Source organism: Pseudomonas sp. TE21394 (genome assembly GCF_054057835.1).
On sequence record NZ_JBSRZR010000001.1, the window covers coordinates 741387 to 765385 of the forward strand.

Below are 23999 nucleotides of genomic sequence, written 5' to 3' on the forward strand. Positions count from 1 at the left end.
TCCGCCGCGGCTGTGGCACCCCTTCTGCTGAAGAGTGCCCACAGCCGGGCGCCAATGGCAAGCCGTGGTCGGCCAAAGCAAACTAAAGTGAAAGCACAGCACTCCCATGCCATGCAGACCAGCAGGCGTAAACAGAGGCCATCATGAAAATCCGTGAACTTGTCCAGCACTGGGAACAGAATGCCGCCGGGCCCCTTAGCCGCACCGGCCATGTACTGCACCTGGACCTGGAATCCGAAGCGCGCCTGGCCGCGCTGATCGACATGTACCCCAAGCGCACCGCAGAGGAACTGCTCGGTGAACTGGTCGCTGCCGCCCTGGAGGAGCTGGAAGCCAGCTTCCCTTATGTGCAAGGCCGGCAGGTCATCGCCACCGACGAGGAAGGCGACCCATTGTACGAGGACATCGGCCCTACACCGCGCTTCCTGTCCTTGTCGCGCCAGCATCTGCACGACCTGAGCAACCCCGTCGCCGACAGCGATAAATGACCTCCTGCGGCCTGTTCCGGGCCCGCAAGGCCCGGAATACCGCGTCAGTAGCGGAAAGTTCCGGTCATGCCAGCACTGACCGATCAGTCAGAAATAGTTGCCTGCAACGGCACTTTTTTCTGAACTATCCGAAAAACGACTCAGTCACAGCCAATAGCCATCACGCTAAAACCCTGCACACCGACCGTTGTGCACCGTTGAGCTGAAGCGCGCGGGGGTGTCAGGGAATAGCGATGGACTGCTACGGACAACGTCGTAAACAGGAGTGATCCAATGGAACTGACCATCAAGAAAACCCGCATCAGCAAACCCTCATCCACACAGCTGCGCGGGTTCAGGCTGGCCGCGCTGGCCCTGGGCAGTAGCCTGGTCCTAGCCGGCTGTGCAGGCAACCCGCCAACCGAGCAGTATGCGGTGACCCAGTCTGCCGTGAACTCTGCCGTCAGCGCTGGCGGCACCGAGTTTGCCGCCGTGGAGATGAAAGCGGCCCAGGACAAGTTCAAGCAGGCCGAAATCGCCATGCACGACAAGAAGTACGACGAAGCCAGGCGCCTGGCCGAACAGGCCGAGTGGGACGCCCGCCTCGCCGAACGCAAGGCACAGGCGGCCAAGGCCCAGAAGGCCGTGCAGGATGCCCGCCAGGGCGTTCAGGACGTACGTGAGGAAGGCCTGCGCAGCGCTCAGTGAGCCCTGCCCCGCCAACCTCTGCCTTCGCACACGATCAAAGGATGAACACTATGCGCAACCACGTCATGATTCCCGCCCTGCTGGCCCTGAGCGTCGGCCTTGCCGCCTGCTCGCACGACCCGAATGCCAACCTGGAAGCAGCCCGTAGCAACTTCTCCGCGCTGCAGAGCGACCCGCAGTCGAGCAAGGTCGCGGCGCTGGAAACCAAGGACGCCCAGGACTGGCTGAACAAGGCCGACAAGGCCTACATGGAGCGTGAGGACGAGCAGAAGGTCGACCAGCTGGCCTACCTGACCAACCAGCGCGTCGAGGTGGCCAAGCAGACCATCGCCCTGCGTACTGCCGAAGGCGAGCTGAAAAACGCCTCGGCCCAGCGTGCCCAGGCCAAGCTGGATGCCCGCGACGCGCAGATCGCCAAGCTGCAGGAAAGCCTCAACGCCAAGCAGACCGACCGCGGCACCCTGGTCACCTTCGGCGATGTGCTGTTCGACTTCAACAAGGCCGAACTCAAGAGCAACGCCTACCCGAACATCACCAAGCTGGCGCAGTTCCTCCAGGAAAACCCGGAGCGCAAGGTGATCGTCGAGGGTTATACCGACAGCGTCGGCTCGGCCAACTACAACCAGACCCTGTCCGAACGCCGCGCCAACAGCGTGCGCATGGCGCTGGTGCGTGCCGGCGTCGATCCGGCGCGGATCGTTTCCCAGGGTTATGGCAAGGAGTACCCGGTCGCGGACAACTCGAGCAACTCGGGGCGTGCGCAGAACCGTCGCGTGGAGGTGACCATCTCCAACGACAACCAGCCGGTAGCCCCGCGCTCGGTAAGCCAGATGCAGCAGTAAGGCTGGCTAGTTGCAAGCACAAGCCCCGCGCTCGCCGCGGGGCTTTGCTTTGCCCGACGCTTGTCCAAGGCCGGCTGTACGCGATGCCCGCTTGAACCTTGGCCGGTTCATTGAGCCTGTTGCGGGGTTTCCTCGCCCATGCAGCGCACCGCCCGTTTGCGGTTGTCGACCAGCACGCCGGTCAGGCCTTTCTGCTGGGTATCGAACAGCACCAGCACCCCGTCCACGCACTGGGCCACTTGCGCTGCCGGGTCCAGCGAAACCTTGTAGTCCTCGCCCGGGATGGTCTTGAGCATGGTGAAGTCCTGCAGCAACAGGGCATCCTCGGGTTTGGCGAAATGCAGGTAACCGTAATACCACAAGGCTCCCACCGTCACGATGATGCTGCCGATGCCGGTCAGGATCAGCGGGATGGCGTTGCGTTCTTCACTCATTGCTTGTTTTTCTCGTCAGGGTAGTTGGGCACTTCGGCCAGCCGCCGCAGACCGTTGAAATGCTCGGGATCATCCAGGAAACGCAGCATCACCTGGCGCCAGGTCGGGTCGGCGAAGGTCTGCACGTGGCCCCCGCGGGTCAGCTGCAGCACCCGCGGCGGTGGCGCGTGCTGGTACAGGCGAATACCGTTGTCCAGCGGCACCAGGGTGTCGTCGATACTGTGGAAGAACAGCTTGGGCGGGCTGCTCAACTGCTCGATGGAGTGAATCGCGCTGTCGCCATCCGGCACCAGCCACGATAGCGGCACCTGCAACGGCCATGTCATCCAGGAGGTACTGAGGGCAAAGCGCCCGACCGCCTGGTAGCTGGCCGGCACCCCATCGAACACCAGGGCGCTGAAGCGCTGGCGCTGTTCAGGATGTGCCGCCAGGTAGTGGATGGCCATGGCCCCGCCCAGGCTCTGCCCCAGCAGCACCAGCGGCTTGCCCTCGACCTCGGGCGCCTGGTCCAGCCAGGCCATGGCCGCTGCAATGTCCTCGTACACCTCAGGCAGGCTCGGCTCGCCCTGGGACAGGCCATAGCCGCGATAGTCGATCATCAGCACCTGGTAGCCCTGCTCCGGCAGCCAGTAACTGCCGCCCAGGTGCCCAGGCAGGTTGCCACCGTTGCCATGCAGGTGCAGCACCGTGCCCTTGACCGCGACCCCAGCCTTGGCCGGCAGCCACCAACCGTGCAAGCGAATGCCGTCGGCCGTGGTCAGGGTGATATCGCGGTATTCGAGCCTGGCCCGCTCGGGCGTGAACGGTTGGCCGCGCTCGGGATAGAACAGCAAGCTGCTGCAACCCGCCAGCATCACCACAGCCAGGCCCAGGGCCAGCAGGCGGCAGCGTTCAGAGAATGTTCGCGTAGTCGGCTTCAATCCGGTCCAGGCTCAGGTGGTTGAGGAAGTTGGAGAAACACATCCAGGCTGACAGCGCGTTGAGGTCACGGAACTGTTCAGGCAGGTACTTGGGCGGCTCGACCAGGCCCTCCTCGACCAGTTGGCGCAGGGTGCGCATGTCTTCCAGGGTGGTTTTGCCACAGAACAGCAGCGGGATCTGCTCGAGCTTGCCCTTCTTCACGGCCAACTGAATGTAGTTGTAAACCATGATGAAGCCCTTGAGGTAGGACAAGTCCTTGGTGAATGGCAGGCCGTTGGGCACCGAGCCGCGAAATACGCGGCTGGCGTTGCTGTAGCTTTGCGCCATTTCGAAGCCCTGCTCACGGAAGAAGCTGTAGACCTGCATGAAATCGGCACCCTCCTCGACCATGTGAATGGCGCGGGTGCGGTTGGTGAGCTTGCGCAGGCGGCTGGGGTACGAAGCGAAGGCGATCACTTCCATGAGAATGGCCAGGCCTTCCTGGGTCACCGTCGACGAGGGCGGGCCCTTGGCCAGGAAGGTGCAGATCGGCTGGTTCAGGCCATTGAGCGTGGTGCCCACGTGCACCAGCCCTTCGTGCACCTCCAGGGCGCGTACGTCACGCGCGTTGAACATGGCGTCGGCGCGCACCTTGATATAGTCCGCCCCGGCCGCGGCGTCAGCGACGATACCGTCGGACTCGAACACGCGGATGGTTTCCTCCGCTTCGCCGAACACTTTGTTCAGCCGGCGCTGGAGGATGGCCACGGCTTCCTTGGCAGTGAGGTTCTTCGGTTCGTCCTTGAGGTCACCACGGCCATCGATGTTGTTCAGGTAGTCCGACAGCATCAGGCCCAGGTCGGCCAGGGTCGGGTCACCGGCGTGGAAGGCATCCGAGGCCGCGCCGTACAGCTCTTGGGAAATCAGGCCGAAGTCCTCGGTGCCGCGCGCCTCGAGCATGCGAATCACCATGCGGTACTCGCGGCACATGCGCTTCATGATCTGCCCGACCGGGTTGAACTGGCCAAGCTGGCGGATGATGTCGCGTTCAATACCCTGGAACTCGGCCTTGACCGCACTGGAGTCGAACGACAGCGGGCGCGACTGGTAGTAGGCATGGTCGACCGCTGGCGGCTCCTTGCCCTTGGCCTTGAGGAAGCCCTGGCGAATGTTGTCGTCCCACTTCACCGCGTCCAGGACCCGGATCGGGGTCTGCGCCGCGACGATACGGTCGGACAGGGCGCGGATGGTTTGCTGGTATTCGTCCACCGGGGACTCCTTTCTAGTACAGGAAACCTGTACCGGCCTCTTCGCGGCTGAAGCCGCTCCCACAGGTACTGCATCAGGCTCGAAACCGGTGCGGTCCCTGTGGGAGCGGCTTCAGCGCGAACAAGCCAGCACGGTCATTTGCCGGAGCGCTGGAACCGCGCCACTTCGACGAACAGGTCGGAGTTGGCCGGGTCGTCCAGGTACGCCAGCACCCGCGCCGCCGGGCTGTCGATCAGCACGCCCTCACCGTTGTCTTCCGGCACATCGGTGCTGCGCCCGATCAGTTCCTTCTTGTCCACCGCCTGTTGCACCTGCTCGACGTCCAGGTTGTAGATCACCAGTTCCTTGCCATCGACGATATCAAAACCGCCGATCAGGAAATTGCCGCCCAGGCGCTTGGGCGCACCGGCCGACAGGTACCAGCGGTTGCCGTGACGCGACACGGTGAATACGTATTCCTCGGGGGCCTTGCCCTTGGCCGTGGCGACCGCCTTGTAAGCACCGCCGCCACTGCGGCTGATCACCAGCTTCAGTGGCTCGCCCCAGGCATCCTTGCTGCTCCACTTGCCGAGCAGCGCCTTGGGTGCCGCCTGGTTGCTGGGCAACGGCTCGTGGAAGGTCACCAGACAACCACCCAGCAGCAGGAATGACAAAGTCAACAGCACCATACGCCAGGCTTTCATCCGGGTCTCCTTGAAAAGTCAGTCTCGGCTCAGGCCGATGCCAGCACCAGCTGCAGGTATCGGGTAAGCATAGCGAGCATCTGCCCATCGGCTTGCGCGTTCGCGTCCTTGAGCAGGCCCTGATATTCCATCTGCTCGATAATCGCCGTCAACATCTGGGCGTCCTGTTCCGGTTGCCTGGAACCGACCACCTGCAGCAATTGCCGGGTGCCATGCAGCAGGATCTGGTCGTGGGCGCACACCAGCTCGGCCAGGCGCGGGCACAGCAGCGCCTCCTGGCGGAAGGCCTGTTCGGCCATCAGGAAGTCGCGGCGATTCAACAGCTGGCGCTGCACGTAGTCGGCGGTCATGCGCGCCACTTCGTCCGCCAGCCGTGCCCGCGCCTGCGGGCTGCCATCGCCCTGGGCGAGCAACTGGCGCAACACCACCTCGGTGTTGGCCCACAGCTTGGCCATGTAGGCAGCGCTGCGCTCGACGTACTGGGCGAAGGTATCGGTGAGCAGGTCCTCGATGTCCTTGAAGTAGTAGGTGGTGGCCGACAATGGCACGCCAGCCTCGGCAGCCACCGCGCGGTGGCGCACCCCGCGCACGCCATCGCGCACGACGATGCGCATCGCGGCGTCGAGGATCAGTTGGCGGCGCTGTTCGCTGCCTTGGCGGGCAGTCTTGCGGCCTTGGTATTGCACGCTTTCGGCGACGGCGGTGGCGATGCCGGCGGCGCCCTGGTGAGGCATTGCGGGTGTCACGGGGGGTACCTCATGGTTCAAAGTCATCTGCGGCCTGTACCAGCCCAGTCGCGACACAAGCCCGCATGGGCTGGTACAGGCAACATAAAGCTTCAGACAAGAAAAAGCCGCCTCGAAAGGCGGCTGATTCAAGCGACTCAGGCTTGCGGACGCATGTGCGGGAACAGGATCACGTCACGGATCGATGGCGAGTTGGTCAGCAGCATCACCAGGCGATCGATACCGATGCCTTCACCTGCGGTCGGCGGCATGCCGTACTCCAGGGCACGCACGAAGTCGGCGTCGTAGTGCATGGCTTCGTCGTCCCCGGCGTCCTTCTCGGCCACCTGGGCCAGGAAGCGCTCGGCCTGGTCTTCGGCATCGTTCAGCTCGGAGTAGGCGTTGGCGATCTCGCGGCCACCGATGAACAGCTCGAAACGATCGGTAACCGCCGGGTTGTCGTCGTTGCGACGGGCCAGAGGCGACACTTCGAACGGGTACTCGGTGATGAAGTGCGGCTGCTCCAGCTTGTGCTCGACCAGCTCTTCGAAAATCATCACCTGCAGCTTGCCCAGGCCTTCGTGGCCCAGCACCTTGGCGCCGGCCTTCCTGGCGATCTCGCGGGCACGGTCGACGTCCTGCAGGTCGGCAGCGGTCAGTTCCGGGTTGTACTTGAGGATCGAGTCGAAGACCGACAGGCGGGCGAACGGCTCGCCGAAGTGGAACACCTTGTCGCCGTACGGCACGTCGGTGCTGCCCAGTACCAGCTGCGCCAGCTCGCGGAACAGTTCCTCGGTGAGGTCCATGTTGTCGCGGTAGTCGGCGTAAGCCTGGTAGAACTCGAGCATGGTGAATTCTGGGTTGTGTCGGGTCGAAACGCCTTCATTACGGAAGTTGCGGTTGATCTCGAACACTTTCTCGAAGCCACCCACTACCAGGCGCTTGAGGTACAGCTCCGGCGCGATACGCAGGAACATGGCCATGTCCAGGGCGTTGTGGTGGGTTTCGAACGGCTTGGCCGCGGCACCGCCAGGGATGGTCTGCAGCATCGGCGTCTCGACTTCGAGGAAGTCGCGCTCGCTGAGGAACTTGCGGATATGCGAGATCACCTGCGACCGCACACGGAAGGTGTGGCGGGTTTCTTCGTTGACCATCAGGTCGACGTAACGCTGGCGGTAGCGTTGCTCGGTGTCGGTCAGGCCATGGTGCTTGTCGGGCAGCGGGCGCAGCGACTTGGTCAGCAGGCGCACGTTGGTCATTTCGACGTACAGGTCGCCCTTGCCGGAACGGGCCAGGGTGCCTTCGGCGCTGATGATGTCGCCCAGGTCCCAGGTCTTGACCGCTGCCAGGGTTTCTTCGGGCAGGGTCTTGCGGTTGACGTAGACCTGGATGCGCCCGGTCATGTCCTGGATGACCATGAACGAGCCACGGTTGAGCATGATGCGACCAGCGACCTTGACCGGAATCGCTGCAGCTTCCAGTTCTTCCTTGGTCTTGTCCGCGTACTGCTTCTGCAGGTCGTTGCAGTAGCTGTCGCGACGGAAGTCATTGGGGAAGGCGTTGCCCTTGGCGCGCTCGGCGGCAAGCTTTTCCTTGCGCAGGGCGATCAGGGCGTTTTCTTCCTGTTGCAGGTCTTGCACGTCGGTCTTGAGGTCGCTCATTTCGTCATTCTTTCCATCAGGTGTTCGGTGCCCCTTTCGGGCAGGGCACGCGGTACCGGCACCAGGCCAGGTACCGCGGCAGTTGTGTGCGGTTTACAGCCCTTGCTTGAGGCTCGCTTCCAGGTACTGGTCGAGGTCGCCGTCCAGGACCTTCTGGCAGTCGCTGCGCTCGACACCGGTACGCAGGTCCTTGATGCGCGAGTCATCCAGCACGTAGGAGCGGATCTGGTGGCCCCAGCCGATATCCGACTTGCTGTCTTCCAGTGCCTGCGAGGCGGCGTTGCGCTTCTGCATTTCCAGCTCGTACAGCTTGGCCCGCAGCATTTTCATGGCGGTGTCCTTGTTGGCGTGCTGGGAGCGTTCGTTCTGGCACGCCACCACGGTGTTGGTCGGCACGTGGGTGATACGTACCGCCGAGTCGGTGGTGTTCACGTGCTGGCCACCGGCACCGGAGGAGCGGTAGGTGTCGATGCGCAGGTCGGCCGGGTTGATCTCGATCTCGACCTTGTCGTCGATTTCGGGCGACACGAACACCGCCGAGAACGAAGTGTGGCGACGGGCCCCGGAGTCGAACGGGCTCTTGCGCACCAGGCGGTGCACACCGATTTCGGTACGCAGCCAGCCGAAGGCGTACTCGCCCTTGACGTGCACGGTGGCGCCCTTGATCCCGGCGACTTCACCTTCGGAAAGCTCGATGATGGTGGCATCGAAACCACGCTTGTCGGCCCAGCGCAGGTACATGCGCAGCAGGATGTTGGCCCAGTCCTGCGCCTCGGTACCACCGGAGCCGGCCTGGATGTCCAGGTAGGCGTTGTTCATGTCCATCTCGCCGCTGAACATGCGACGGAACTCAAGCTGGGCCAGTTTTTCTTCCAGGCCTTCCAGCTCGGTCACGACGTCGCCGACGGCGCCTTCGTCATTTTCCTCGACGGCCATGTCGAGCAGGTCCTGGCAGTCGGCCAGGCCGCCGGACAGCTTGTCCAGGGTCTCGACGACCTGGGCCAGCATGGCACGCTCGCGGCCCAGGGCCTGGGCGTACTCGGGCTTGTTCCAGACGTTGGGGTCTTCCAGCTCGCGGTTGACTTCGATCAGGCGGTCATGCTTGTGATCGTAGTCAAAGATACCCCCGAATGGACTGGGAACGCTCGGTAAGGTCCTTGATGGTGTTCAGGATCGGTTGGATTTCCATGGGCGGGCGGCTCTCGTGCGAATTCGGTGAAAAGCCTGCGAGTATAACCGACTCCGCCGCAGGGCGGCAGACCCGCCGGGCACCCGAATAGCCCCAACCATCAGTGCAGGGGCGCCCTAATCGCGCCACAAGGCCGTTCCTGCACGGTATGGCGAGCCGCTCAGGCGATACCCACCTGGTTGCGCCCGCTATTCTTGGCCTGATACAGGCCCTTGTCGGCGGCCGAGATCAGCTGCCGGCTATGGCTGCCGATGGCCGGGGTCTGGGTCGCCAGGCCAATGCTCACGGTCAGGTACGAGTCAGCCGTCGGCGCGGTGTGCGGGATACCCAGGCCCAATACGGTCTGACGCAGCTTTTCGGCCACCAGGCGGGCCCCACCCGGTGAGGTGTTGGGCAACACCAGGACAAATTCCTCGCCGCCATAGCGCGCCGGCAGGTCAGTCGGCCGCGAACATGCGCCGCGGATCGCCTCGGCCACCTGGCGCAAGGCCTCGTCACCGGCCAGGTGGCCGAAGCTGTCGTTGTAGGCCTTGAAGAAGTCCACGTCGATCATCAGCAGCGACAACTGCTGCTGCTCACGCATGGCACGGCGCCATTCCAGTTCGAGGTATTCGTCGAAGTGACGGCGGTTGGACAACCCGGTCAGGCCATCGGAGTTCATCAGCCGCTGCAGCATCAGGTTGGAGTCGAGCAACTGTTGCTGGCTGACGCGCAGGGCGCGGTAGGCCTCGTCGCGCTGCAGCAGGGTCAGGTAGGAGCGCGAGTGGTAGCGAATGCGCGCTACCAGTTCGATGGTATCCGGCAGTTTGACCAGGTAGTCGTTGGCGCCGGCAGCGAAGGCTGCGCTCTTGACCAGCGGGTCTTCCTTGGTCGACAGGACGATGATCGGAATGTCCTGGGTGGCCGGGTTGTTGCGATATTCACGCACCAGGGTCAGCCCGTCCAGGCCAGGCATGATCAGGTCCTGCAGAATCACCGTGGGCTTGATGCGCACCGCCTGGGCCACCGCCTGGTGCGGGTCGGCGCAGAAGTGGAAGTCGATGTTGTCCTCGTTGGCCAGGCCACGCCGCACCGCCTCGCCGATCATGGCCTGGTCGTCGACCAGCAGTACCATCGCCGCGTTTTCGTTGGTGGTCGTGAAACCTTCGATCGGTAAGTCATTCATGGCTGTTCACCCGATCACTACCGGCCTGGCGGCGTGATTCAATACACTTCGTCATTTAGCAAAAAATTCCATCAAGCGCCCGGCTATGCGTTCCAGCGGGCGGACCTCCACCGCGGCATCGATGGCCACAGCAGCCTTGGGCATTCCATACACCGCGCTGCTGGCCTGGTCCTGAGCAATAGTGAGAAACCCCCGCTGGCGCATCGTTTTCAAGCCCTGGGCGCCGTCGCGGCCCATGCCAGTGAGCAGCACGCCCACCGCATCGCCGGTCCAGTAGCGCGCAACGCTCTCGAAGAACACGTCGATCGAGGGCCGGTATATCTCATTGACCGGTTCGGCAGTGTAGGCCAGTTGGCCGTTCTGTAGCAGGCGGATGTGGTGGTTGGTGCCGGCCAGCAGTACCTGGCCAGACTGCGGCGGTTCGCCTTGGCGGGCCAGGCGCACCGGCAGGCCGGCTGCGCTGCTGAGCCATTCGGCCATGCCCGCGGCAAACACCTGGTCCACATGCTGGACCAGCACGATGGCCGCCGGAAACGCTGCCGGCAGGGCCTTCAACAGCACTTCGAGAGCCGCCGGGCCACCCGCGGACGAGCCGATCGCCACCAGCCCGCGGTGCTGCGACACCGCCCGTACCGGCGCGGCAACCGGCCGCGCGGCCGGGGCATTCTGCTGGCCGATCAACCAGCTTATGTTGAGGATCTTGCGCAACAGTGGCGCTGCTGCCTCGCGCGGGTCGCCCGCCCCCAGCGCCGGCGTGTCGACCACGTCGAGGGCGCCGTGGCCCATGGCCTCGAACACCCGATGCATGTTCTGCTTGCGGTCGACGGTCACGATGACGATGGCGCAAGGGGTTTCGGCCATGATCCTGCGGGTGGCCTCGACGCCGTCCATCACCGGCATGATCAGGTCCATGAGGATCAGGTCTGGCAATTGTTCCGCGCAGCGCTGCACCGCCTCGGCACCGTTGCCGGCCACCCATATCACCTGGTGCTCGGGCTCGAAGGCGACCACCCGGCGCAGTGCCTCGACGGCCATGGGCATGTCGTTGACGATGGCGATCTTCATCCTTGCGCCCCCCCGATCAGCTCGACCACTGCATCCAGCAACGCATCGTCGTGGAAACTGGCCTTTGCCAAATAGTAGTCGGCGCCGGCATCCAGGCCACGCCGTCGGTCTTCCTCGCGGTCCTTGTAGGACACCACCATGACCGGCAGCGATTGCAGGCGCTGGTCGCGGCGCACCAGGGTGACCAGCTCGATGCCGTCCATTCGCGGCATGTCGATGTCAGTGATCAGTAGGTCGAAGTCCTCGGCACGCAGGGCGTTCCAGCCGTCCATGCCATCCACCGCCACGGCCACGTCGTAGCCACGGTTGCCCAGCAATTTGCGCTGCAGTTCCCGCACGGTCAGCGAATCGTCGACCACCAGGATGCGCTTGCGCACCACGCCGCGGGCACCGCTGCTACCGCGTGCGATGCGTTCAAGGCTGCCGGTGCTGAGCAGTTTGTCCAGCGAACGCAACAGGTCTTCGACATCGATGATCAGCACCACCGAGCCATCGTCGAGCAGGGCGCCGGAAGAAATGTCCTGTACCTTGCCCAGCCGCGGGTCGAGTGGCATCACCACCAGCACCCGCTCGCCTACCAGCCGCTCCACGGCCACGCCGTACAGTTGCTCGCGCTCACGAATCACCACCACCCGCAAGCGGCTCTCTTCGGCCTGCCCGGCCGGGCGGTTGAGCAACTGGCTGGCCGCGACCAGGCCGATGTGGCGGCCTTCGTGCCAGAAGTGCTGGCGCCCTTCGATCTGCACGATCGCTTCGGCAGCCACGTCCAGCGTGCGTTCGATGTGGGCGAGCGGGAAGGCGTAGGCCTCGCCCCCCACCTCGACCACCAGGCTGCGCACCACCGACAGGGTCAGCGGCACCTGCAGGTGGAAACGGCAGCCCTGCCCGGCCGTCTGGGTCAGTTCGATCGAACCGCGCAGCTCACGGATCATGTGCTGCACCGCATCCAGGCCGACACCACGCCCGGACACCTCGGTGACCTTGTCGCGCAAGCTGAACCCAGGCAGGAACAGGAACGTCAGCAGCTCGGCCTCGCTCATCCGCGCCACCGTGTCAGCGGGTGACAGGGCCCGTTCGACGATGCTGCTGCGCAGGCGCTCGAGTTCGATGCCGGCGCCATCGTCGATCAGCTCCAGGCTGAGCATGCCGGCCTGGTGCGAGGCGCGCAGGCGGATCACGCCCTCCTCCGGCTTGCCTGCCAGCAGACGCCGCTCGGGCAGCTCGATGCCGTGGTCGACCGCATTGCGCAACAGGTGGGTCAGCGGCGCTTCGAGCTTTTCCAGCACTTCACGGTCGACCTGGGTCTTTTCCCCTTCCACCAGCAACCGCACCGGTTTGCCCAGCGACCGGCCAAGGTCACGGACCATGCGGCTCTGGCCGGCCAATACATCGGCAAACGGCCGCATCCGGCAGGCCAGCGCCGTGTCGTACAGCAGTTGTGCGCGCTGGCTGGCCTGCCAACCGAATTCATCCAGGTCGGCAGCCTGCTGCTGCAGGATCTGCTGGGTTTCCGCCAGCAGGCGCTGGGTCTGCGCCAGGGCTTCGAGCACCTCGCTGCTCTGGCCACTGTCTTCCAGCTGCCTGCGCAGGCCGTCGAGCGCCTGCATGCCTTGCCCGTGCATGCGCTTGAGGCGTTGCAGGGAGGCCAGGTAAGGCTTGAGACGCTGGGTCTCGACCAGCGATTTGCTGGACAGGTCGAGCAGGCTGTTGAGGCGATCGGCGGTCACCCGCAGCACCCGCTCCGTACCCTCGCCGGCAGGCTTGACCGCCTTGCGACGTGGCGCCGACTCGGCTTCGGGCTCAAGCGCGGAGGCAGCGACGGGCAGCGGCGCTGGCTCGGGTTGCACGGCTGGCGCCTCCGGCGCTGCTGGCACGCCGGGCGCTACGGCAGGCATGGCCGCGCCCGCCGGGACCAGCAGGCTGGCCATCTGGGCGAGAAATACCGGCAGGGTCGCCTGTGCCGCGGTATCCCCAGGCGTGGCGATGCGCATCAGCAGGTCAGTGCCTTGCAGCAGGGCGTCGATATGCTCGGCGCTCAGCTGCAGGCGACCTTCCTGGGCGGCCACCAGGCAGTCCTCCATGACGTGGGCGACGCTGACGCCAGCGTCCACCCCGACGATCCGCGCCGCGCCCTTCAGGGAGTGCGCAGCGCGCATGCACGCCTCGAGCTGGTCGGCCTGCGTAGGGTTGCGCTCCAGTGCCATCAAGCCGGTGCTGAGCACCTGGGTCTGCGCCTCGGCTTCCAGGCTGAACAGCTCGAGCAACGATGCGTCGCGCATTTGCTCCGGGGTCATGACAGGCTCCGCTGCACGGCAGACAGTAAGTGTTGTTCATCCAGCACCCGTACGCTGCGGCCACGCCATTGCAGGACTGCAGCAGTGAAACGGGTGGCATCCTGGCCGCTGTCGAGCAGCTGCGGGTCGAGCCGGTGAATGCCGTCGATTTCCTCGACTGCCAGCACCACCGGCCCACCGTCGGTGGCCAGAATCAGCATGCGTGGCATCACCCGGCCGGCGCGTTGCTCGGTGGCACCGGCCTGTACACCCAGCAGGTCGGCCAGCGACAGGCACGGCACCAGCGCACCGCGTACGTTGGCCACACCCTGCAGCACGCGCGAGCGCTGATGCGGCAGTGAATGCACCGCCTGCAGCGGAGCGATTTCGGCCAGGCAGGCAGTGGCCAGCGCCAGCCACTCTTCACCCAGGCGGAACAGCAGCATCGAACGGCCCGTGGTTTCCTCGGCAGGCGCTGCGCCCACCGCCTGATGGTCCTCCATCAACGCATAACGGTCGAGCAGGCGCGTGGCGGCGGCAGCATAGACCTCGCAGTTTCGGCAGTGAACGTGACGCGCCAGCAGCGGGCATCGCTTGTCGCCGTGTACCCCTATGCGGTTCCAGCAGTCGTCGATGTGCGCATCATCCTCGGCGAGCAGTTGCATCGCGGACTCATTCCTCATCGTTCAGACTCCCGTCCCGCCCGCGCAGCACGCTCCTGCAAGCGCCGGGCACCGGCCAGGTCACCCTGGGCCGCCAGCAAGGCCGCCAGGTGCACCAATGCCTCGGGGTGCTGCGGCTCCAGATACAGGGCTTTGCGATAGTGGCTGAGTGCCTGCTGCGCGTCGCCCTCGGTATCGCTGAGCAACCCCAGCCAGTAATACACCTGCGCCGAAGGTGGGAACTGGGCGAGGTAGCGCTGGCATTCGGCGCGGGCCTGCTCACTGGCACCGGCATTGGCCAGCCGGGCAATGCTGGCCAGCATTTCGCCAGGCTGCTCGCCCTGGTGCTCGCGCACCGGCGCTGGCCTGGCTGGCACGGGCAGCACGCGCAGTGGCCGTGCCGCACCGGGCAACGAATAGCCTGGCGTCGGTGGCGCTGGCAACCGGCGTCGCGTCGGCAATGCCGGGGCGCCAGCCGGCGCAGCAGCGCTGCCATCCTCGCGCACGTAGGCGAACGACTGGGCAATCCCCACCGGGCGCATACCCAACCGCGCCAGCAGGCTGCCTTCGGCCGGGCCGATGAACAGCACCCCTTGCGCGTGCAGCAGGCGCTTGAGCACCTCGAACACCCGTTGCTGGGTTGCCAGGTCGAAATAGATCAGCAGGTTGCGACAGAACACGAAGTCGTACAAACCATCGCGACTGGCCAGCGCCGGGTCGAGCACATTGCCCACCTGCAAGCTGACCTGCTCGCGTACCCGCTGGTGAAGCTGGTGGCCATCGTCGACGGCATCGAAATAGCGCTCGCGAAAACTCAGGTCGCTGCCACGAAAGGCATTGCGCCCATAGATGGCTTGCCCGGCCTTGGCCACCGAACTGGGGCTGATGTCCATGCCATCGATCAGAAATGCACCCGGTGCGATACCAGCGTCGAGCAGGGCCATGGCCAGCGAATAAGGCTCCTCGCCGGTCGAGCATGGCAGGCTGAGCAAGCGCAGCGGGCGCGCCCCGGCAAGTTCGGCCAGGCGCTTCTGCGCCAGGCTGACCAAGGCGGTGAAGGATTCTGGGTAACGGAAGAACCAGGTTTCCGGGACGATGACGGCCTCGATCAGCGCCTGTTGCTCTTCCATCGATTGCTGCAGGCGCAGCCAGTAACCGTCGAGGTCGGCGGCGTTCACGGCTACGCAACGCTGACGCAGCGCACGTTCGACCATGGACGCCCCCACCGACTCCACGTCCAGGCCGATACGTTCACGCAGGAAGCGGAAAAAGTGTTGCTCGTTCATGTCGGCATCCCTGTCGGCTCACCCGTATACAGCAGTCGGTGCACCGCGTCGGGCAGCAAGTCGTTGACCTCGATGCGCTGCAGCAGGCCCTGCTCGTCCTGGCGCACCGGCCCCAGGTAGGGGGCTTCACCGCTGTCCACGCCATAAGGCTGGAATTCGTCGGGGTGGCAGCGCAGGGTTTCGGTCGCCTGTTCCAGGATCAGGCCAAGCTGCAGGCCGCCACGATAATGCACCAGCACCAGCCGGGTACTGGTGCGTTGCGCTGCCGGCTGGCCAAAGCTCAATGCCGCCAGGTCGACCACCGGTACCAGCAGGCCACGGTGGGCGAGGATGCCGGCGACCCAGCCAGGCGCCTGGGCAATCGGCTTGAGCGGCTGGCGCGGCAGTACTTCGATCACCTCGTGCACGCTCAAGGCGAAGCGCTGTTCCTGGATGCGGAACTGCAGGTACAACACCCCTTTGGCGTTGTCCTCCCGCGCGGTGCGCGGTTGCATGTCATTCATCGCAGTCAGACTTTGAAGCGCGACACGCCGCCACGCAGGCCAGCGGCCACCTGGCTCAGCTCATCGATGGCAAAACTGGCCTGGCGCAACGACTCGACCGTCTGGGTGCTGGCATCGCTGAGCTGGGCGAGCGCCTGGTTGATCTGCTCGGCACCAGTGGCCTGGGCCTGCATGCCTTCGTTGACCATCAGCACGCGCGGCGCCAGGGCCTGTACCTGGTGGATGATCTGGCTCAGTTGCTCGCCCACCTGCTGCACCTCGAACATGCCGCGGCGCACTTCCTCGGAGAACTTGTCCATGCCCATGACTCCGGCCGACACGGCCGACTGGATCTCACGCACCATCTGCTCGATGTCGTAGGTGGCCACCGCGGTCTGGTCGGCCAGGCGGCGCACTTCGGTGGCGACCACGGCGAAACCACGGCCGTATTCACCAGCCTTTTCCGCCTCGATGGCGGCGTTGAGCGACAGCAGGTTGGTCTGGTCGGCGACCTTGACGATGGTCACGACCATCTGGGTGATGTTGCTGGCCTTCTCGTTGAGGATGGCCAGCTTGGCGTTGACCAGGTCGGCGGCGCCCATCACCTGGTGCATGGTTTCTTCCATCCGCGCCAGGCCCTGCTGACCGGAGCCGGCCAGGCTGGAAGCCTGGTCGGCCGCCGAAGTCACCTCGGTCATGGTGCGTACCAGGTCACGCGAGGTGGCGGCGATTTCCCGCGAAGTGGCACCGATTTCGGTGGTGGTAGCAGCCGTCTCGGTGGCGGTGGCCTGCTGTTGCTTCGAGGTGGCGGCTATCTCGGTCACCGAGGTAGTCACCTGGACCGACGAACGCTGGGCCTGGGCCACCAGGTTGGCCAGGGCCTCGGCCATTTCGTTGAAGCCGCTTTCGATGGCGCCGAACTCGTCCTGGCGTTCCAGGCTCAGGCGCATGCTCAGGTCGCCTGAACGCAGTTTGTCGAGGGCATGCACAATGCGCTGCATTGGCCCCGAGATGGCGCGCATCGACAGCAGGCCGCAGACGCCCGCGGCAATGATGGCCAGCAACAGTGAAACCACCATGCTGCCCTTGGCCGTGCTCACGGCGTTGACGATGTCGTTGGTGGCGGCGTCGGCTGCAGCGCGATTATCCTCGATGACCTGGGTCAGGTGCTTGCGCCCATCCACCCAGGTCGGGGTGAGCAGGTCGTTGATCAGCCGCTGGGCGCCGTCGTAGTCATGCTGGCGGTAGGCGTCCAGCACCTGGCCAACGATCTTCATGTAGTTCTCTTCGAGTTGCACGAAGGAGTCGAAGCGAGTCTGGTCGTCCTTGGTCCGGATCGTGCCCTGGTAACTCGCCATGTGTTGCTTCAGCCGGTCCTCGAAACCTTTGAACAACTCCATGTCCGCCGAGGTGATTTCGCGGCGGTTGGACAGGCCCACCAGTTGCTGGCTGGTGACATAGCTGTCGACCCAGGCGCTGCGGATCATCGAGCTGTAGTAGACCCCTGGAATGCTGTCGCTGCCCACCGCCTCTTCGGCGGCTTCGATGGCCACCAACCGCGAGTAGGCGGCCACGATCATCAGCAGCATGATGGCGATGATCACGGCGAAACTTGCCAGGATCCGTTGGCGCAAGGTCCAGTTCTTCACATTCAGCCCTCAGGAATTCGCAACAAGTGGGAAAAACCGCCGGAGTATAGCTCAGGCGCCCGGCGCTTTGCGGCTGAATGGAAGGCAGGTGATGGTCCGGTCATTGGGGCTGCGTTGCAGCCCCATCCGCTCAAATCAGCTTGCTGCAAGCCTTGCCTGGCTTTCCAGCTCCTGACGCAGGCCCGGGTCCAGGCGCAGCTGGCGGGCCAGTTCGTCCAGATAGGCGCGCTCCATGAAGTTCTCCTGGTCGACCACCATCACGCTGGCCAGGTACATCTCGGCCGCCATTTCCGGCGTTTGCGCGGCACGGGCCACTTCGGCCGGGTCCAGCGGCTTGTTCAACTCATCGTGCAACCAGTGCTGCAGCTCGCGGTCGCTGTCCAGGCGGGTGAATTCGCCCTCGATCAGCGCCCGCTCGCGCGCATCGACATGGCCATCGGACTTGGCCGCCGCCACCAATGCCCGCAGCACAGCCTGGCTGTGCTGTTCGGCCTGGGCCGGCGGCAGGCGGTCGACGGTCTGGGGCTCGCTTGCAGCCAGTCGCTGACTGGCCTGCCAGTTGCCATAAGCCTTGTAGGCCAACACCCCCAGCGCGGCCAGGCCACCATAAGTCAGCGCCTTGCCGCCGTACTTGCGGGCTTTCTTGCTGCCGAGCAACAGCCCCAGCGCGCCCCCGCCCAACAAACCGCCACCGCTGCCGGACAACAGCCCGCCAAGCCCACCGGCAGCATTGCCGGGCTTGCCGGCAGCCCCCTGTTTGTCGAGCAGTTGCTGGCCGGACTTGAGAAGCTGATCGAGCAGGTTGCGGGTGTTCATTCGCGGCTCTCCACGCAAGAAAATTCATACGCCAGAGTAAGGCTTGGCCAAATGTACGCCACCGTGGATTTGCTTCCGGATGTTGCATTGGCTGGCAAAAAGCCAACTAGACTCGATATCGCCAATACCCCGCGCACGCGCACTACGCTTATAACAACTGCTTCACGGCTTGCTTGATGACTGCCCCCAACAAGATCTCCAAAAAAGAGGGAACACCATGTCAGTGCACAAGACCGCATTGCTCGGCGCCATTACCGGTGCCGTGCTCGCCAGCGCCAGTCTGCAGGCTGCCGAACCGCCCAAGGCCCTGGGCGCTGGTGAGGGGCGCCTGGACATCGTCGCCTGGCCGGGCTACATCGAGCGCGGTGAAAGCGACAAGGCCTACGACTGGGTCAGCGGTTTCGAGAAGGAAACCGGCTGCAAGGTCAGCGTCAAGACCGCCGGCACGTCGGACGAGATGGTCAGCCTGATGACCAAGGGCGGCTACGATCTGGTCACCGCTTCGGGTGACGCGTCGCTGCGGCTGATCGCGGGCAAGCGGGTGCAGCCGATCAATACCGCCCTGATCCCCAACTGGAAACTTATCGACCCACGCTTGCAGAACGGCGGCTGGTACGTGGTCGACAAGCAGGTATACGGCACCCCTTACCAGTGGGGGCCGAACGTGCTGCTGTACAACACCGAGGTGTTCAAGCAGGCACCCACCAGCTGGGGCGTGCTGTTCGAGCCGCAGAACCTGCCCGACGGCAAGCCGAACAAGGGGCGTGTGCAGGCCTACGACGGGCCGATCTACATCGCCGATGCGGCGCTGTACCTGAAAACAGCCAAGCCGGAGCTGGGCATCCAGGACCCGTACGAACTGAACGAAGCCCAGTACAAGGCCGTGCTGGAGCTGCTGCGCCAGCAGCAACCGCTGGTCCACCGCTACTGGCATGATGCAACCGTGCAGATGAGCGACGTGAAGAATGAAGGCGTGGTCGCAACCAGCTCCTGGGGCTACATGGTCAATGGCCTGAGGGCCGAGAAGCAACCGGTGGCTTCGACCATTCCCAGGGAAGGAGCTACCGGCTGGGCCGATACCACCATGCTGCACAGCGAGGCCAGGCACCCCAATTGTGCCTACAAGTGGATGGACTGGTCATTGCAACCGAAGGTGCAGGGTGACGTGGCGGCCTGGTTCGGCTCGTTACCGGCGGTACCGGCAGCCTGCAGCGGCAACGAACTGCTGGGGGCACAGGGCTGCAAGACCAACGGCTTCGACAACTTCGACAAGATAGCCTTCTGGAAAACCCCGCAGGCACAGGGCGGCAAGTTCGTGCCTTACAGCCGCTGGACCCAGGATTACATCGCGATCATGGGTGGCCGCTGAGGTTGCCTGAATGCCTGTGCCGGCCTCTTCGCGGGTGAACCCGCTCCCACAGGTTCATCACTGCCTGTAAGGGTGGTGCTTTACCTGTGGGACGGGCATGCCCGCGAAGAGCCCGGCATACGAGTAAGCCAGTTGTCCGGAGCCTATGCATGCCCCTAGCCGTCCAGTTCACCCAGGTTTCCCGTACTTTCGGCGAGGTCACCGCCGTCGACCAGGTCAGCATCGATATCCTCGATGGCGAGTTCTTCTCCATGCTTGGCCCGTCTGGCTCGGGCAAGACCACCTGCCTGCGCCTGATTGCCGGCTTCGAACAACCCACCAGCGGCTCGATCCGCATCCACGGTATCGAGGCCGCCGGCGTGCCGCCATACCTGCGTGACGTCAACACGGTGTTCCAGGACTATGCACTGTTCCCGCACATGAACGTACTGGACAACATCGCCTACGGCCTGAAGGTGAAAGGCGTGGCCAAGGCCGAACGCCACGGCCGCGCCGAAGAAGCACTGGCGATGGTGGCCCTGGCCGGCTACGGTACCCGCAAGCCGGCACAACTGTCCGGCGGGCAACGCCAGCGCGTGGCCCTGGCCCGCGCACTGGTCAACCGGCCACGGGTACTGCTGCTGGACGAACCCTTGGGCGCGCTGGACCTGAAACTGCGCGAGCAGATGCAGGGCGAACTGAAAAAGCTTCAGCGCCAGCTGGGGATCACGTTCATCTTCGTCACCCACGACCAGACTGAAGCGCTGTCGATGTCCGACCGGGTGGCGGTATTCAACCGCGGCCGGATCGAGCAGGTCGACACACCGCGCAACCTGTACATGCAACCGGCCACGCCCTTTGTCGCCGAATTCGTCGGCTCCTCCAACGTGCTGCGCGGCGAACTGGCGATGGCGCTCCACGGCAGCCCGGCGCCGTTCTCCATCCGCCCCGAGCACATCCGCCTGGGTGGCCCGGTTGCAGACGACCAGGCGGTCCAGGTCAGTGGCGTGCTGCGCGATATCCAGTACCAGGGCAGTGCCACCCGTTACGAGCTGCAGCTCGACAGTGGCCAGCTGTTGGCGGTAAGCCAGGCCAACGACCGCTGGCAGGTCGAGGCACAGGCCTGGCAAACCGGGCAGCGGGTCCAGGCGCACTGGCCACGCGAAGCCATGACCGTATTGCAGGAAGGTGGAGGCCGCTGACATGAGTGCATTGCGCGACCTGTCCAACCTGCTGTACCGACGCCCCAACCTGTATCTGGCCATGCTGCTGGTCCCGCCACTGACCTGGTTTGGTGCGATCTACCTGGGCTCGCTGCTCAATCTGCTGTGGCAAGGGTTCTACACTTTCGACGACTTCACCATGGCGGTTACCCCGGACCTGACCCTGGGCAATTTCGCCGCCCTGTTCAACCCGTCGAACTTCGACATCATCCTGCGCACCCTGGGCATGGCGGTGGCGGTGTCGCTGGCCAGCGCGGTGCTGGCCTTCCCCATCGCCTATTACATGGCGCGCTACACCAGCGGCAAGACCAAGGCATTTTTCTACATCGCGGTGATGTTGCCGATGTGGGCCAGCTATATCGTCAAGACCTACGCCTGGACCCTGCTGCTGGCCAAGGGTGGCGTGGCCCAATGGTTCGTCCAGCAGCTGCACCTGGATGCCCTGTTGCAAACCGTGCTGGCAGTGCCGGGAGTGGGCGGCAGTACCCTGTCGACATCACACCTGGGGCGCTTCATGGTGTTCGTCTATATCTGGCTGCCATTCATGATCCTGCCCATCCAGGCCTCGCTGGAACGCTTGCCACCTTCTCTGCTGCAGGCCTCTGCAGACCTCGGCGCCCGGCCTGGACAAACCTTCGTGCAGGTGATTCTACCGCTGTCGATCCCAGGCATTGCTGCCGGCTCGATCTTCACCTTTTCGCTCACCCTGGGCGACTTCATCGTGCCGCAACTGGTCGGCCCGCCCGGCTACTTCATCGGCAGCATGGTGTATGCCCAACAAGGGGCGATCGGCAACCTGCCGATGGCCGCCGTCTTCACCCTGGTGCCGATCGTGCTGATCGCGGTGTACCTGTCTCTGGTCAAGCGCCTGGGGGCCTTCGATGCACTCTGAAAAAGCCTCGCTCGGGCTGCGCCTGGCGGCCTGGGGCGGCCTGCTGTTCCTGCACTTTCCGATCCTGGTCATCGTCCTGTACGCCTTCAACACTGAAGACGCGGCGTTCAGCTTTCCGCCCAAGGGCTTTACCCTGAAGTGGTTCGCCGTGGCCCTGGCCAGGCCCGATGTGCTGGAGGCGATCAAACTGTCACTGCAGGTGGCCTGCCTGGCCACGCTGATCGCCCTGGTGCTGGGCACGCTGGCCTCGGCGGCGCTGTACCGGCGCAGTTTTTTCGGCAAGGAGAGCATCTCGCTGCTGCTGATCCTGCCCATCGCCCTGCCCGGTATCATCACCGGTATCGCCCTGCTTTCGGCGTTCAAGCGTTTGGGCATGGAGCCCGGGGTGCTCACCATCGTGGTCGGCCACGCCACCTTTTGCGTGGTGATCGTCTACAACAACGTCATTGCCCGTCTGCGACGTACTTCGCAGAGCCTGATCGAAGCCTCGATGGACCTGGGCGCCGATGGCTGGCAGACCTTCCGCTACATCATCCTGCCCAACCTCGGCTCGGCGCTGCTGGCCGGCGGCATGCTGGCCTTTGCCCTGTCGTTCGACGAAATCATCGTCACCACCTTCACCGCCGGCCACGAACGCACCCTGCCGATCTGGTTGCTCAACCAGCTCAGCCGCCCGCGTGACGTACCGGTGACCAATGTGGTCGCCATGCTGGTGATGCTGGTGACCATGCTGCCAATCCTTGGCGCCTATTACCTGACCCGTGGCGGCGAAAGTGTCGCGGGCAGTGGCAAATGACCCTGGAGGAGTTCCCGATGCAAACGCAGATGTTGATCAATGGCCAACTGGTTGCGGGTGAAGGCCCGGCCTGGACCGTGCTCAATCCGGCGCTGGGCAGTGCCCTGGCGCAAATCAACGAAGCCACCGAAGCCCAGGTGGACAGCGCCGTGCGCGCCGCCGACCGAGCCTTCGACAGCTGGTCGCAAACCAGCCCCAAGGAGCGTTCACAGGCGTTGCTGGCACTGGCCGACGCGATCGAAGCCCATGCCGATGAACTGGCCCGGCTGGAGTCACAGAACTGCGGCAAGCCGCTGAGCGCAGCATTGAATGACGAGATCCCGGCGATTGCCGATGTGTTTCGCTATTTCGCCGGTGCAGCGCGTTGCCTGGGCGGCTCGGCAGCGGGCGAATACCTGCCGGGGCACACCTCGATGATCCGCCGCGATCCGTTGGGCGTGGTCGCCTCGATCGCGCCATGGAACTACCCGTTGATGATGCTGGCGTGGAAGATCGCCCCGGCCCTGGCCGCCGGCAACACGGTGGTGATCAAGCCCTCCGAGCTGACCCCGCTGACCGCCCTGCGCCTGGGCGAACTGGCCCTGGACCTGTTGCCGCCGGGGGTGTTGAACATCCTCTTCGGCCGCGGCCAGACCGTTGGCACCCCGTTGGTCAGCCACCCCAAGGTGCGCATGGTATCGCTGACCGGCTCGATTCCCACCGGCGCGCGCATCATCAGCGCCACCGCCGACAGCGTGAAACGCATGCACATGGAACTGGGCGGCAAGGCGCCGGTGCTGGTGTTCGACGATGCCGACCTCGACGCGGCCATCGACGGCATCCGCACCTTCGGCTTCTACAATGCCGGCCAGGACTGCACCGCTGCCTGTCGGTTGTACGTGCAGGATGGCATTTATGAGCGCTTCGTCGAACGCCTGGGTGAAGCGGTAGCCAGCCTCAAGACCGGGCTGCAGGAAGCCGAAGACACCGAACTGGGTCCACTGATCAGCGCCCAGCACCGCGACAAGGTCGCTGGCCTGGTACAGCGCGCCATTGCCCAGCCGCATATTCGCCTGGTGACCGGCGGCAAGGCGATCGAGGGTGACGGTTTCTTCTTCGCGCCGACGGTGTTGGCCGATGCCCTGCAGGACGACGAGATCGTGCGTAACGAAGTGTTCGGCCCGGTGGTCTCGGTCACCCGCTTCAGCGACGAAGCGCAGGCGCTGGAATGGGCCAACGACTCCGACTACGGCCTGGCCTCATCGGTATGGACCCGCGATACCGGACGCGCCCACCGCCTGGCGGCGCGCCTGCAGTATGGCTGCACCTGGGTGAACACCCACTTCATGCTGGCCAGCGAAATGCCCCATGGCGGGCAGAAGCATTCGGGGTATGGCAAGGACATGTCGATGTATGGGCTGGAGGATTACACCTGTGTGCGGCATGTGATGATCAAGCATTAAGCGCTTATGTTGATCGAGGGGC

General features: G+C 64.5%; 23 protein-coding genes. 8 read left to right on the forward strand and 15 right to left on the reverse strand.

The features are described 5' to 3' along the window. Nucleotides 1-143: 143 nt before the first annotated feature. The 3 genes from ACVWZT_RS03385 to ACVWZT_RS03395 all read left to right on the forward strand — a co-directional run bounded on the left by ACVWZT_RS03385 (nt 144) and on the right by ACVWZT_RS03395 (nt 2017). Nucleotides 144-488, forward strand: coding sequence for a pilin assembly protein (locus tag ACVWZT_RS03385; protein WP_296230880.1), 345 nt, complete (start codon nt 144-146; stop codon nt 486-488). Nucleotides 489-761: 273 nt separating this feature from the next. Next, complete coding sequence (locus tag ACVWZT_RS03390) at nt 762-1175, forward strand: DUF4398 domain-containing protein (protein WP_296230881.1); 414 nt, start codon at nt 762-764, stop codon at nt 1173-1175. A gap of 50 nt (nt 1176-1225) precedes the next feature. Next, nucleotides 1226-2017 (forward strand): OmpA family protein, encoded by a 792-nt coding sequence (locus ACVWZT_RS03395; RefSeq protein ID WP_296230882.1) that lies wholly within the window; start codon nt 1226-1228, stop codon nt 2015-2017. 107 nt (nt 2018-2124) lie between these two features. Here the strand turns inward: ACVWZT_RS03395 and ACVWZT_RS03400 are convergent, their stop codons facing one another. The 15 genes from ACVWZT_RS03400 to ACVWZT_RS03470 all read right to left on the reverse strand — a co-directional run bounded on the left by ACVWZT_RS03400 (nt 2125) and on the right by ACVWZT_RS03470 (nt 18276). Continuing rightward, nucleotides 2125-2451: a hypothetical protein gene (locus tag ACVWZT_RS03400; protein ID WP_296230884.1), complete on the reverse strand. Its 327-nt coding sequence runs from the start codon at nt 2449-2451 to the stop codon at nt 2125-2127. Next, complete coding sequence (locus ACVWZT_RS03405) at nt 2448-3371, reverse strand: alpha/beta hydrolase (protein WP_457468163.1); 924 nt, start codon at nt 3369-3371, stop codon at nt 2448-2450. The genes ACVWZT_RS03400 and ACVWZT_RS03405 overlap by 4 nt, the downstream gene beginning before the upstream one ends. Then, complete coding sequence (locus tag ACVWZT_RS03410; RefSeq protein WP_186673041.1) at nt 3343-4620, reverse strand: flavohemoglobin expression-modulating QEGLA motif protein; 1278 nt, start codon at nt 4618-4620, stop codon at nt 3343-3345. The genes ACVWZT_RS03405 and ACVWZT_RS03410 overlap by 29 nt, the downstream gene beginning before the upstream one ends. A 134-nt stretch (nt 4621-4754) precedes the next feature. Continuing rightward, on the reverse strand, nt 4755-5303 hold the full coding sequence (locus ACVWZT_RS03415) for a hypothetical protein (protein ID WP_457468165.1): 549 nt from the start codon (nt 5301-5303) through the stop codon (nt 4755-4757). Between the two features lie 29 nt (nt 5304-5332). Next, nucleotides 5333-6037, reverse strand: a complete 705-nt coding sequence (locus tag ACVWZT_RS03420; protein WP_225780651.1) for a TetR/AcrR family transcriptional regulator — start codon at nt 6035-6037, stop codon at nt 5333-5335. Between the two features lie 149 nt (nt 6038-6186). Beyond that, the gene (gene lysS / locus ACVWZT_RS03425) at nt 6187-7689 is read right to left on the reverse strand and encodes a lysine--tRNA ligase (protein WP_296230892.1); all 1503 of its coding nucleotides are present in this window, start codon (nt 7687-7689) and stop codon (nt 6187-6189) included. Between the two features lie 93 nt (nt 7690-7782). Further along, nucleotides 7783-8878 (reverse strand): peptide chain release factor 2 gene (gene prfB / locus ACVWZT_RS03430; RefSeq protein WP_123084286.1). Its coding sequence is split into 2 segments (ribosomal slippage): nt 7783-8805 and nt 8807-8878, totalling 1095 coding nucleotides; the frame shifts between segments, so codons are not numbered across the junction. 160 nt (nt 8879-9038) lie between these two features. Continuing rightward, entirely contained in the window at nt 9039-10043 is a 1005-nt protein-coding gene (wspR, locus tag ACVWZT_RS03435; protein ID WP_296230896.1) for a Wsp signal transduction system regulator diguanylate cyclase WspR, read from the reverse strand. A 51-nt stretch (nt 10044-10094) separates the two neighbouring features. Continuing rightward, the gene (gene cheB, locus ACVWZT_RS03440; RefSeq protein WP_296230897.1) at nt 10095-11108 is read right to left on the reverse strand and encodes a chemotaxis response regulator protein-glutamate methylesterase; all 1014 of its coding nucleotides are present in this window, start codon (nt 11106-11108) and stop codon (nt 10095-10097) included. After that, entirely contained in the window at nt 11105-13402 is a 2298-nt protein-coding gene (locus ACVWZT_RS03445) for a response regulator (protein WP_457468167.1), read from the reverse strand. The genes cheB and ACVWZT_RS03445 overlap by 4 nt, the downstream gene beginning before the upstream one ends. Beyond that, nucleotides 13399-14064 carry a chemotaxis protein CheW gene (locus ACVWZT_RS03450; protein ID WP_457468168.1) on the reverse strand — a complete coding sequence of 222 codons (666 nt, stop codon included), beginning with the start codon at nt 14062-14064 and terminating at the stop codon, nt 13399-13401. The genes ACVWZT_RS03445 and ACVWZT_RS03450 overlap by 4 nt, the downstream gene beginning before the upstream one ends. Continuing rightward, entirely contained in the window at nt 14061-15329 is a 1269-nt protein-coding gene (locus ACVWZT_RS03455; protein WP_457468170.1) for a CheR family methyltransferase, read from the reverse strand. Before ACVWZT_RS03455 ends, ACVWZT_RS03450 begins: the two co-directional genes overlap by 4 nt. Then, the gene (locus ACVWZT_RS03460) at nt 15326-15832 is read right to left on the reverse strand and encodes a chemotaxis protein CheW (RefSeq protein WP_296230903.1); all 507 of its coding nucleotides are present in this window, start codon (nt 15830-15832) and stop codon (nt 15326-15328) included. Before ACVWZT_RS03460 ends, ACVWZT_RS03455 begins: the two co-directional genes overlap by 4 nt. Nucleotides 15833-15837: 5 nt before the next feature. Continuing rightward, nucleotides 15838-17460, reverse strand: a complete 1623-nt coding sequence (locus ACVWZT_RS03465) for a methyl-accepting chemotaxis protein (RefSeq protein ID WP_457468172.1) — start codon at nt 17458-17460, stop codon at nt 15838-15840. 135 nt (nt 17461-17595) lie between these two features. Next, nucleotides 17596-18276 carry a tellurite resistance TerB family protein gene (locus ACVWZT_RS03470; protein WP_296230907.1) on the reverse strand — a complete coding sequence of 227 codons (681 nt, stop codon included), beginning with the start codon at nt 18274-18276 and terminating at the stop codon, nt 17596-17598. A gap of 217 nt (nt 18277-18493) precedes the next feature. Here ACVWZT_RS03470 and ydcS point away from each other — a divergent pair, with 217 nt between their 5' ends. From ydcS to ACVWZT_RS03495, 5 genes are all read left to right on the forward strand, one after another. Continuing rightward, nucleotides 18494-19645 carry a putative ABC transporter substrate-binding protein YdcS gene (gene ydcS, locus ACVWZT_RS03475; RefSeq protein WP_457468174.1) on the forward strand — a complete coding sequence of 384 codons (1152 nt, stop codon included), beginning with the start codon at nt 18494-18496 and terminating at the stop codon, nt 19643-19645. A gap of 149 nt (nt 19646-19794) precedes the next feature. Then, nucleotides 19795-20826 carry an ABC transporter ATP-binding protein gene (locus tag ACVWZT_RS03480; protein ID WP_457468175.1) on the forward strand — a complete coding sequence of 344 codons (1032 nt, stop codon included), beginning with the start codon at nt 19795-19797 and terminating at the stop codon, nt 20824-20826. A 1-nt stretch (nt 20827) separates the two neighbouring features. After that, nucleotides 20828-21739, forward strand: coding sequence for an ABC transporter permease (locus tag ACVWZT_RS03485; RefSeq protein ID WP_457468177.1), 912 nt, complete (start codon nt 20828-20830; stop codon nt 21737-21739). Further along, nucleotides 21729-22535, forward strand: a complete 807-nt coding sequence (locus ACVWZT_RS03490; RefSeq protein WP_296230914.1) for an ABC transporter permease — start codon at nt 21729-21731, stop codon at nt 22533-22535. Before ACVWZT_RS03485 ends, ACVWZT_RS03490 begins: the two co-directional genes overlap by 11 nt. A 17-nt stretch (nt 22536-22552) precedes the next feature. Beyond that, the gene (locus ACVWZT_RS03495) at nt 22553-23977 is read left to right on the forward strand and encodes a gamma-aminobutyraldehyde dehydrogenase (RefSeq protein WP_457468179.1); all 1425 of its coding nucleotides are present in this window, start codon (nt 22553-22555) and stop codon (nt 23975-23977) included. The last annotated feature ends 22 nt before the right edge of the window (nt 23978-23999 follow it).

What these genes read in the sequence shown, in the direction of transcription:
- ACVWZT_RS03385 (WP_296230880.1), top strand. Translation starts at nt 144, where the DNA reads ATGAAAATCCGTGAACTTGTCCAGCACTGGGAACAGAATGCCGCCGGG.
- ACVWZT_RS03390 (WP_296230881.1), top strand. Translation starts at nt 762, where the DNA reads ATGGAACTGACCATCAAGAAAACCCGCATCAGCAAACCCTCATCCACA.
- ACVWZT_RS03395 (WP_296230882.1), top strand. Translation starts at nt 1,226, where the DNA reads ATGCGCAACCACGTCATGATTCCCGCCCTGCTGGCCCTGAGCGTCGGC.
- ACVWZT_RS03400 (WP_296230884.1), bottom strand. Translation starts at nt 2,451, where the DNA reads ATGAGTGAAGAACGCAACGCCATCCCGCTGATCCTGACCGGCATCGGC.
- ACVWZT_RS03415 (WP_457468165.1), bottom strand. Translation starts at nt 5,303, where the DNA reads ATGAAAGCCTGGCGTATGGTGCTGTTGACTTTGTCATTCCTGCTGCTG.
- ACVWZT_RS03420 (WP_225780651.1), bottom strand. Translation starts at nt 6,037, where the DNA reads ATGCCTCACCAGGGCGCCGCCGGCATCGCCACCGCCGTCGCCGAAAGC.
- lysS (WP_296230892.1), bottom strand. Translation starts at nt 7,689, where the DNA reads ATGAGCGACCTCAAGACCGACGTGCAAGACCTGCAACAGGAAGAAAAC.
- wspR (WP_296230896.1), bottom strand. Translation starts at nt 10,043, where the DNA reads ATGAATGACTTACCGATCGAAGGTTTCACGACCACCAACGAAAACGCG.
- cheB (WP_296230897.1), bottom strand. Translation starts at nt 11,108, where the DNA reads ATGAAGATCGCCATCGTCAACGACATGCCCATGGCCGTCGAGGCACTG.
- ACVWZT_RS03445 (WP_457468167.1), bottom strand. Translation starts at nt 13,402, where the DNA reads ATGACCCCGGAGCAAATGCGCGACGCATCGTTGCTCGAGCTGTTCAGC.
- ACVWZT_RS03450 (WP_457468168.1), bottom strand. Translation starts at nt 14,064, where the DNA reads ATGAGGAATGAGTCCGCGATGCAACTGCTCGCCGAGGATGATGCGCAC.
- ACVWZT_RS03455 (WP_457468170.1), bottom strand. Translation starts at nt 15,329, where the DNA reads ATGAACGAGCAACACTTTTTCCGCTTCCTGCGTGAACGTATCGGCCTG.
- ACVWZT_RS03460 (WP_296230903.1), bottom strand. Translation starts at nt 15,832, where the DNA reads ATGAATGACATGCAACCGCGCACCGCGCGGGAGGACAACGCCAAAGGG.
- ACVWZT_RS03470 (WP_296230907.1), bottom strand. Translation starts at nt 18,276, where the DNA reads ATGAACACCCGCAACCTGCTCGATCAGCTTCTCAAGTCCGGCCAGCAA.
- ydcS (WP_457468174.1), top strand. Translation starts at nt 18,494, where the DNA reads ATGTCAGTGCACAAGACCGCATTGCTCGGCGCCATTACCGGTGCCGTG.
- ACVWZT_RS03480 (WP_457468175.1), top strand. Translation starts at nt 19,795, where the DNA reads ATGCCCCTAGCCGTCCAGTTCACCCAGGTTTCCCGTACTTTCGGCGAG.
- ACVWZT_RS03485 (WP_457468177.1), top strand. Translation starts at nt 20,828, where the DNA reads ATGAGTGCATTGCGCGACCTGTCCAACCTGCTGTACCGACGCCCCAAC.
- ACVWZT_RS03490 (WP_296230914.1), top strand. Translation starts at nt 21,729, where the DNA reads ATGCACTCTGAAAAAGCCTCGCTCGGGCTGCGCCTGGCGGCCTGGGGC.
- ACVWZT_RS03495 (WP_457468179.1), top strand. Translation starts at nt 22,553, where the DNA reads ATGCAAACGCAGATGTTGATCAATGGCCAACTGGTTGCGGGTGAAGGC.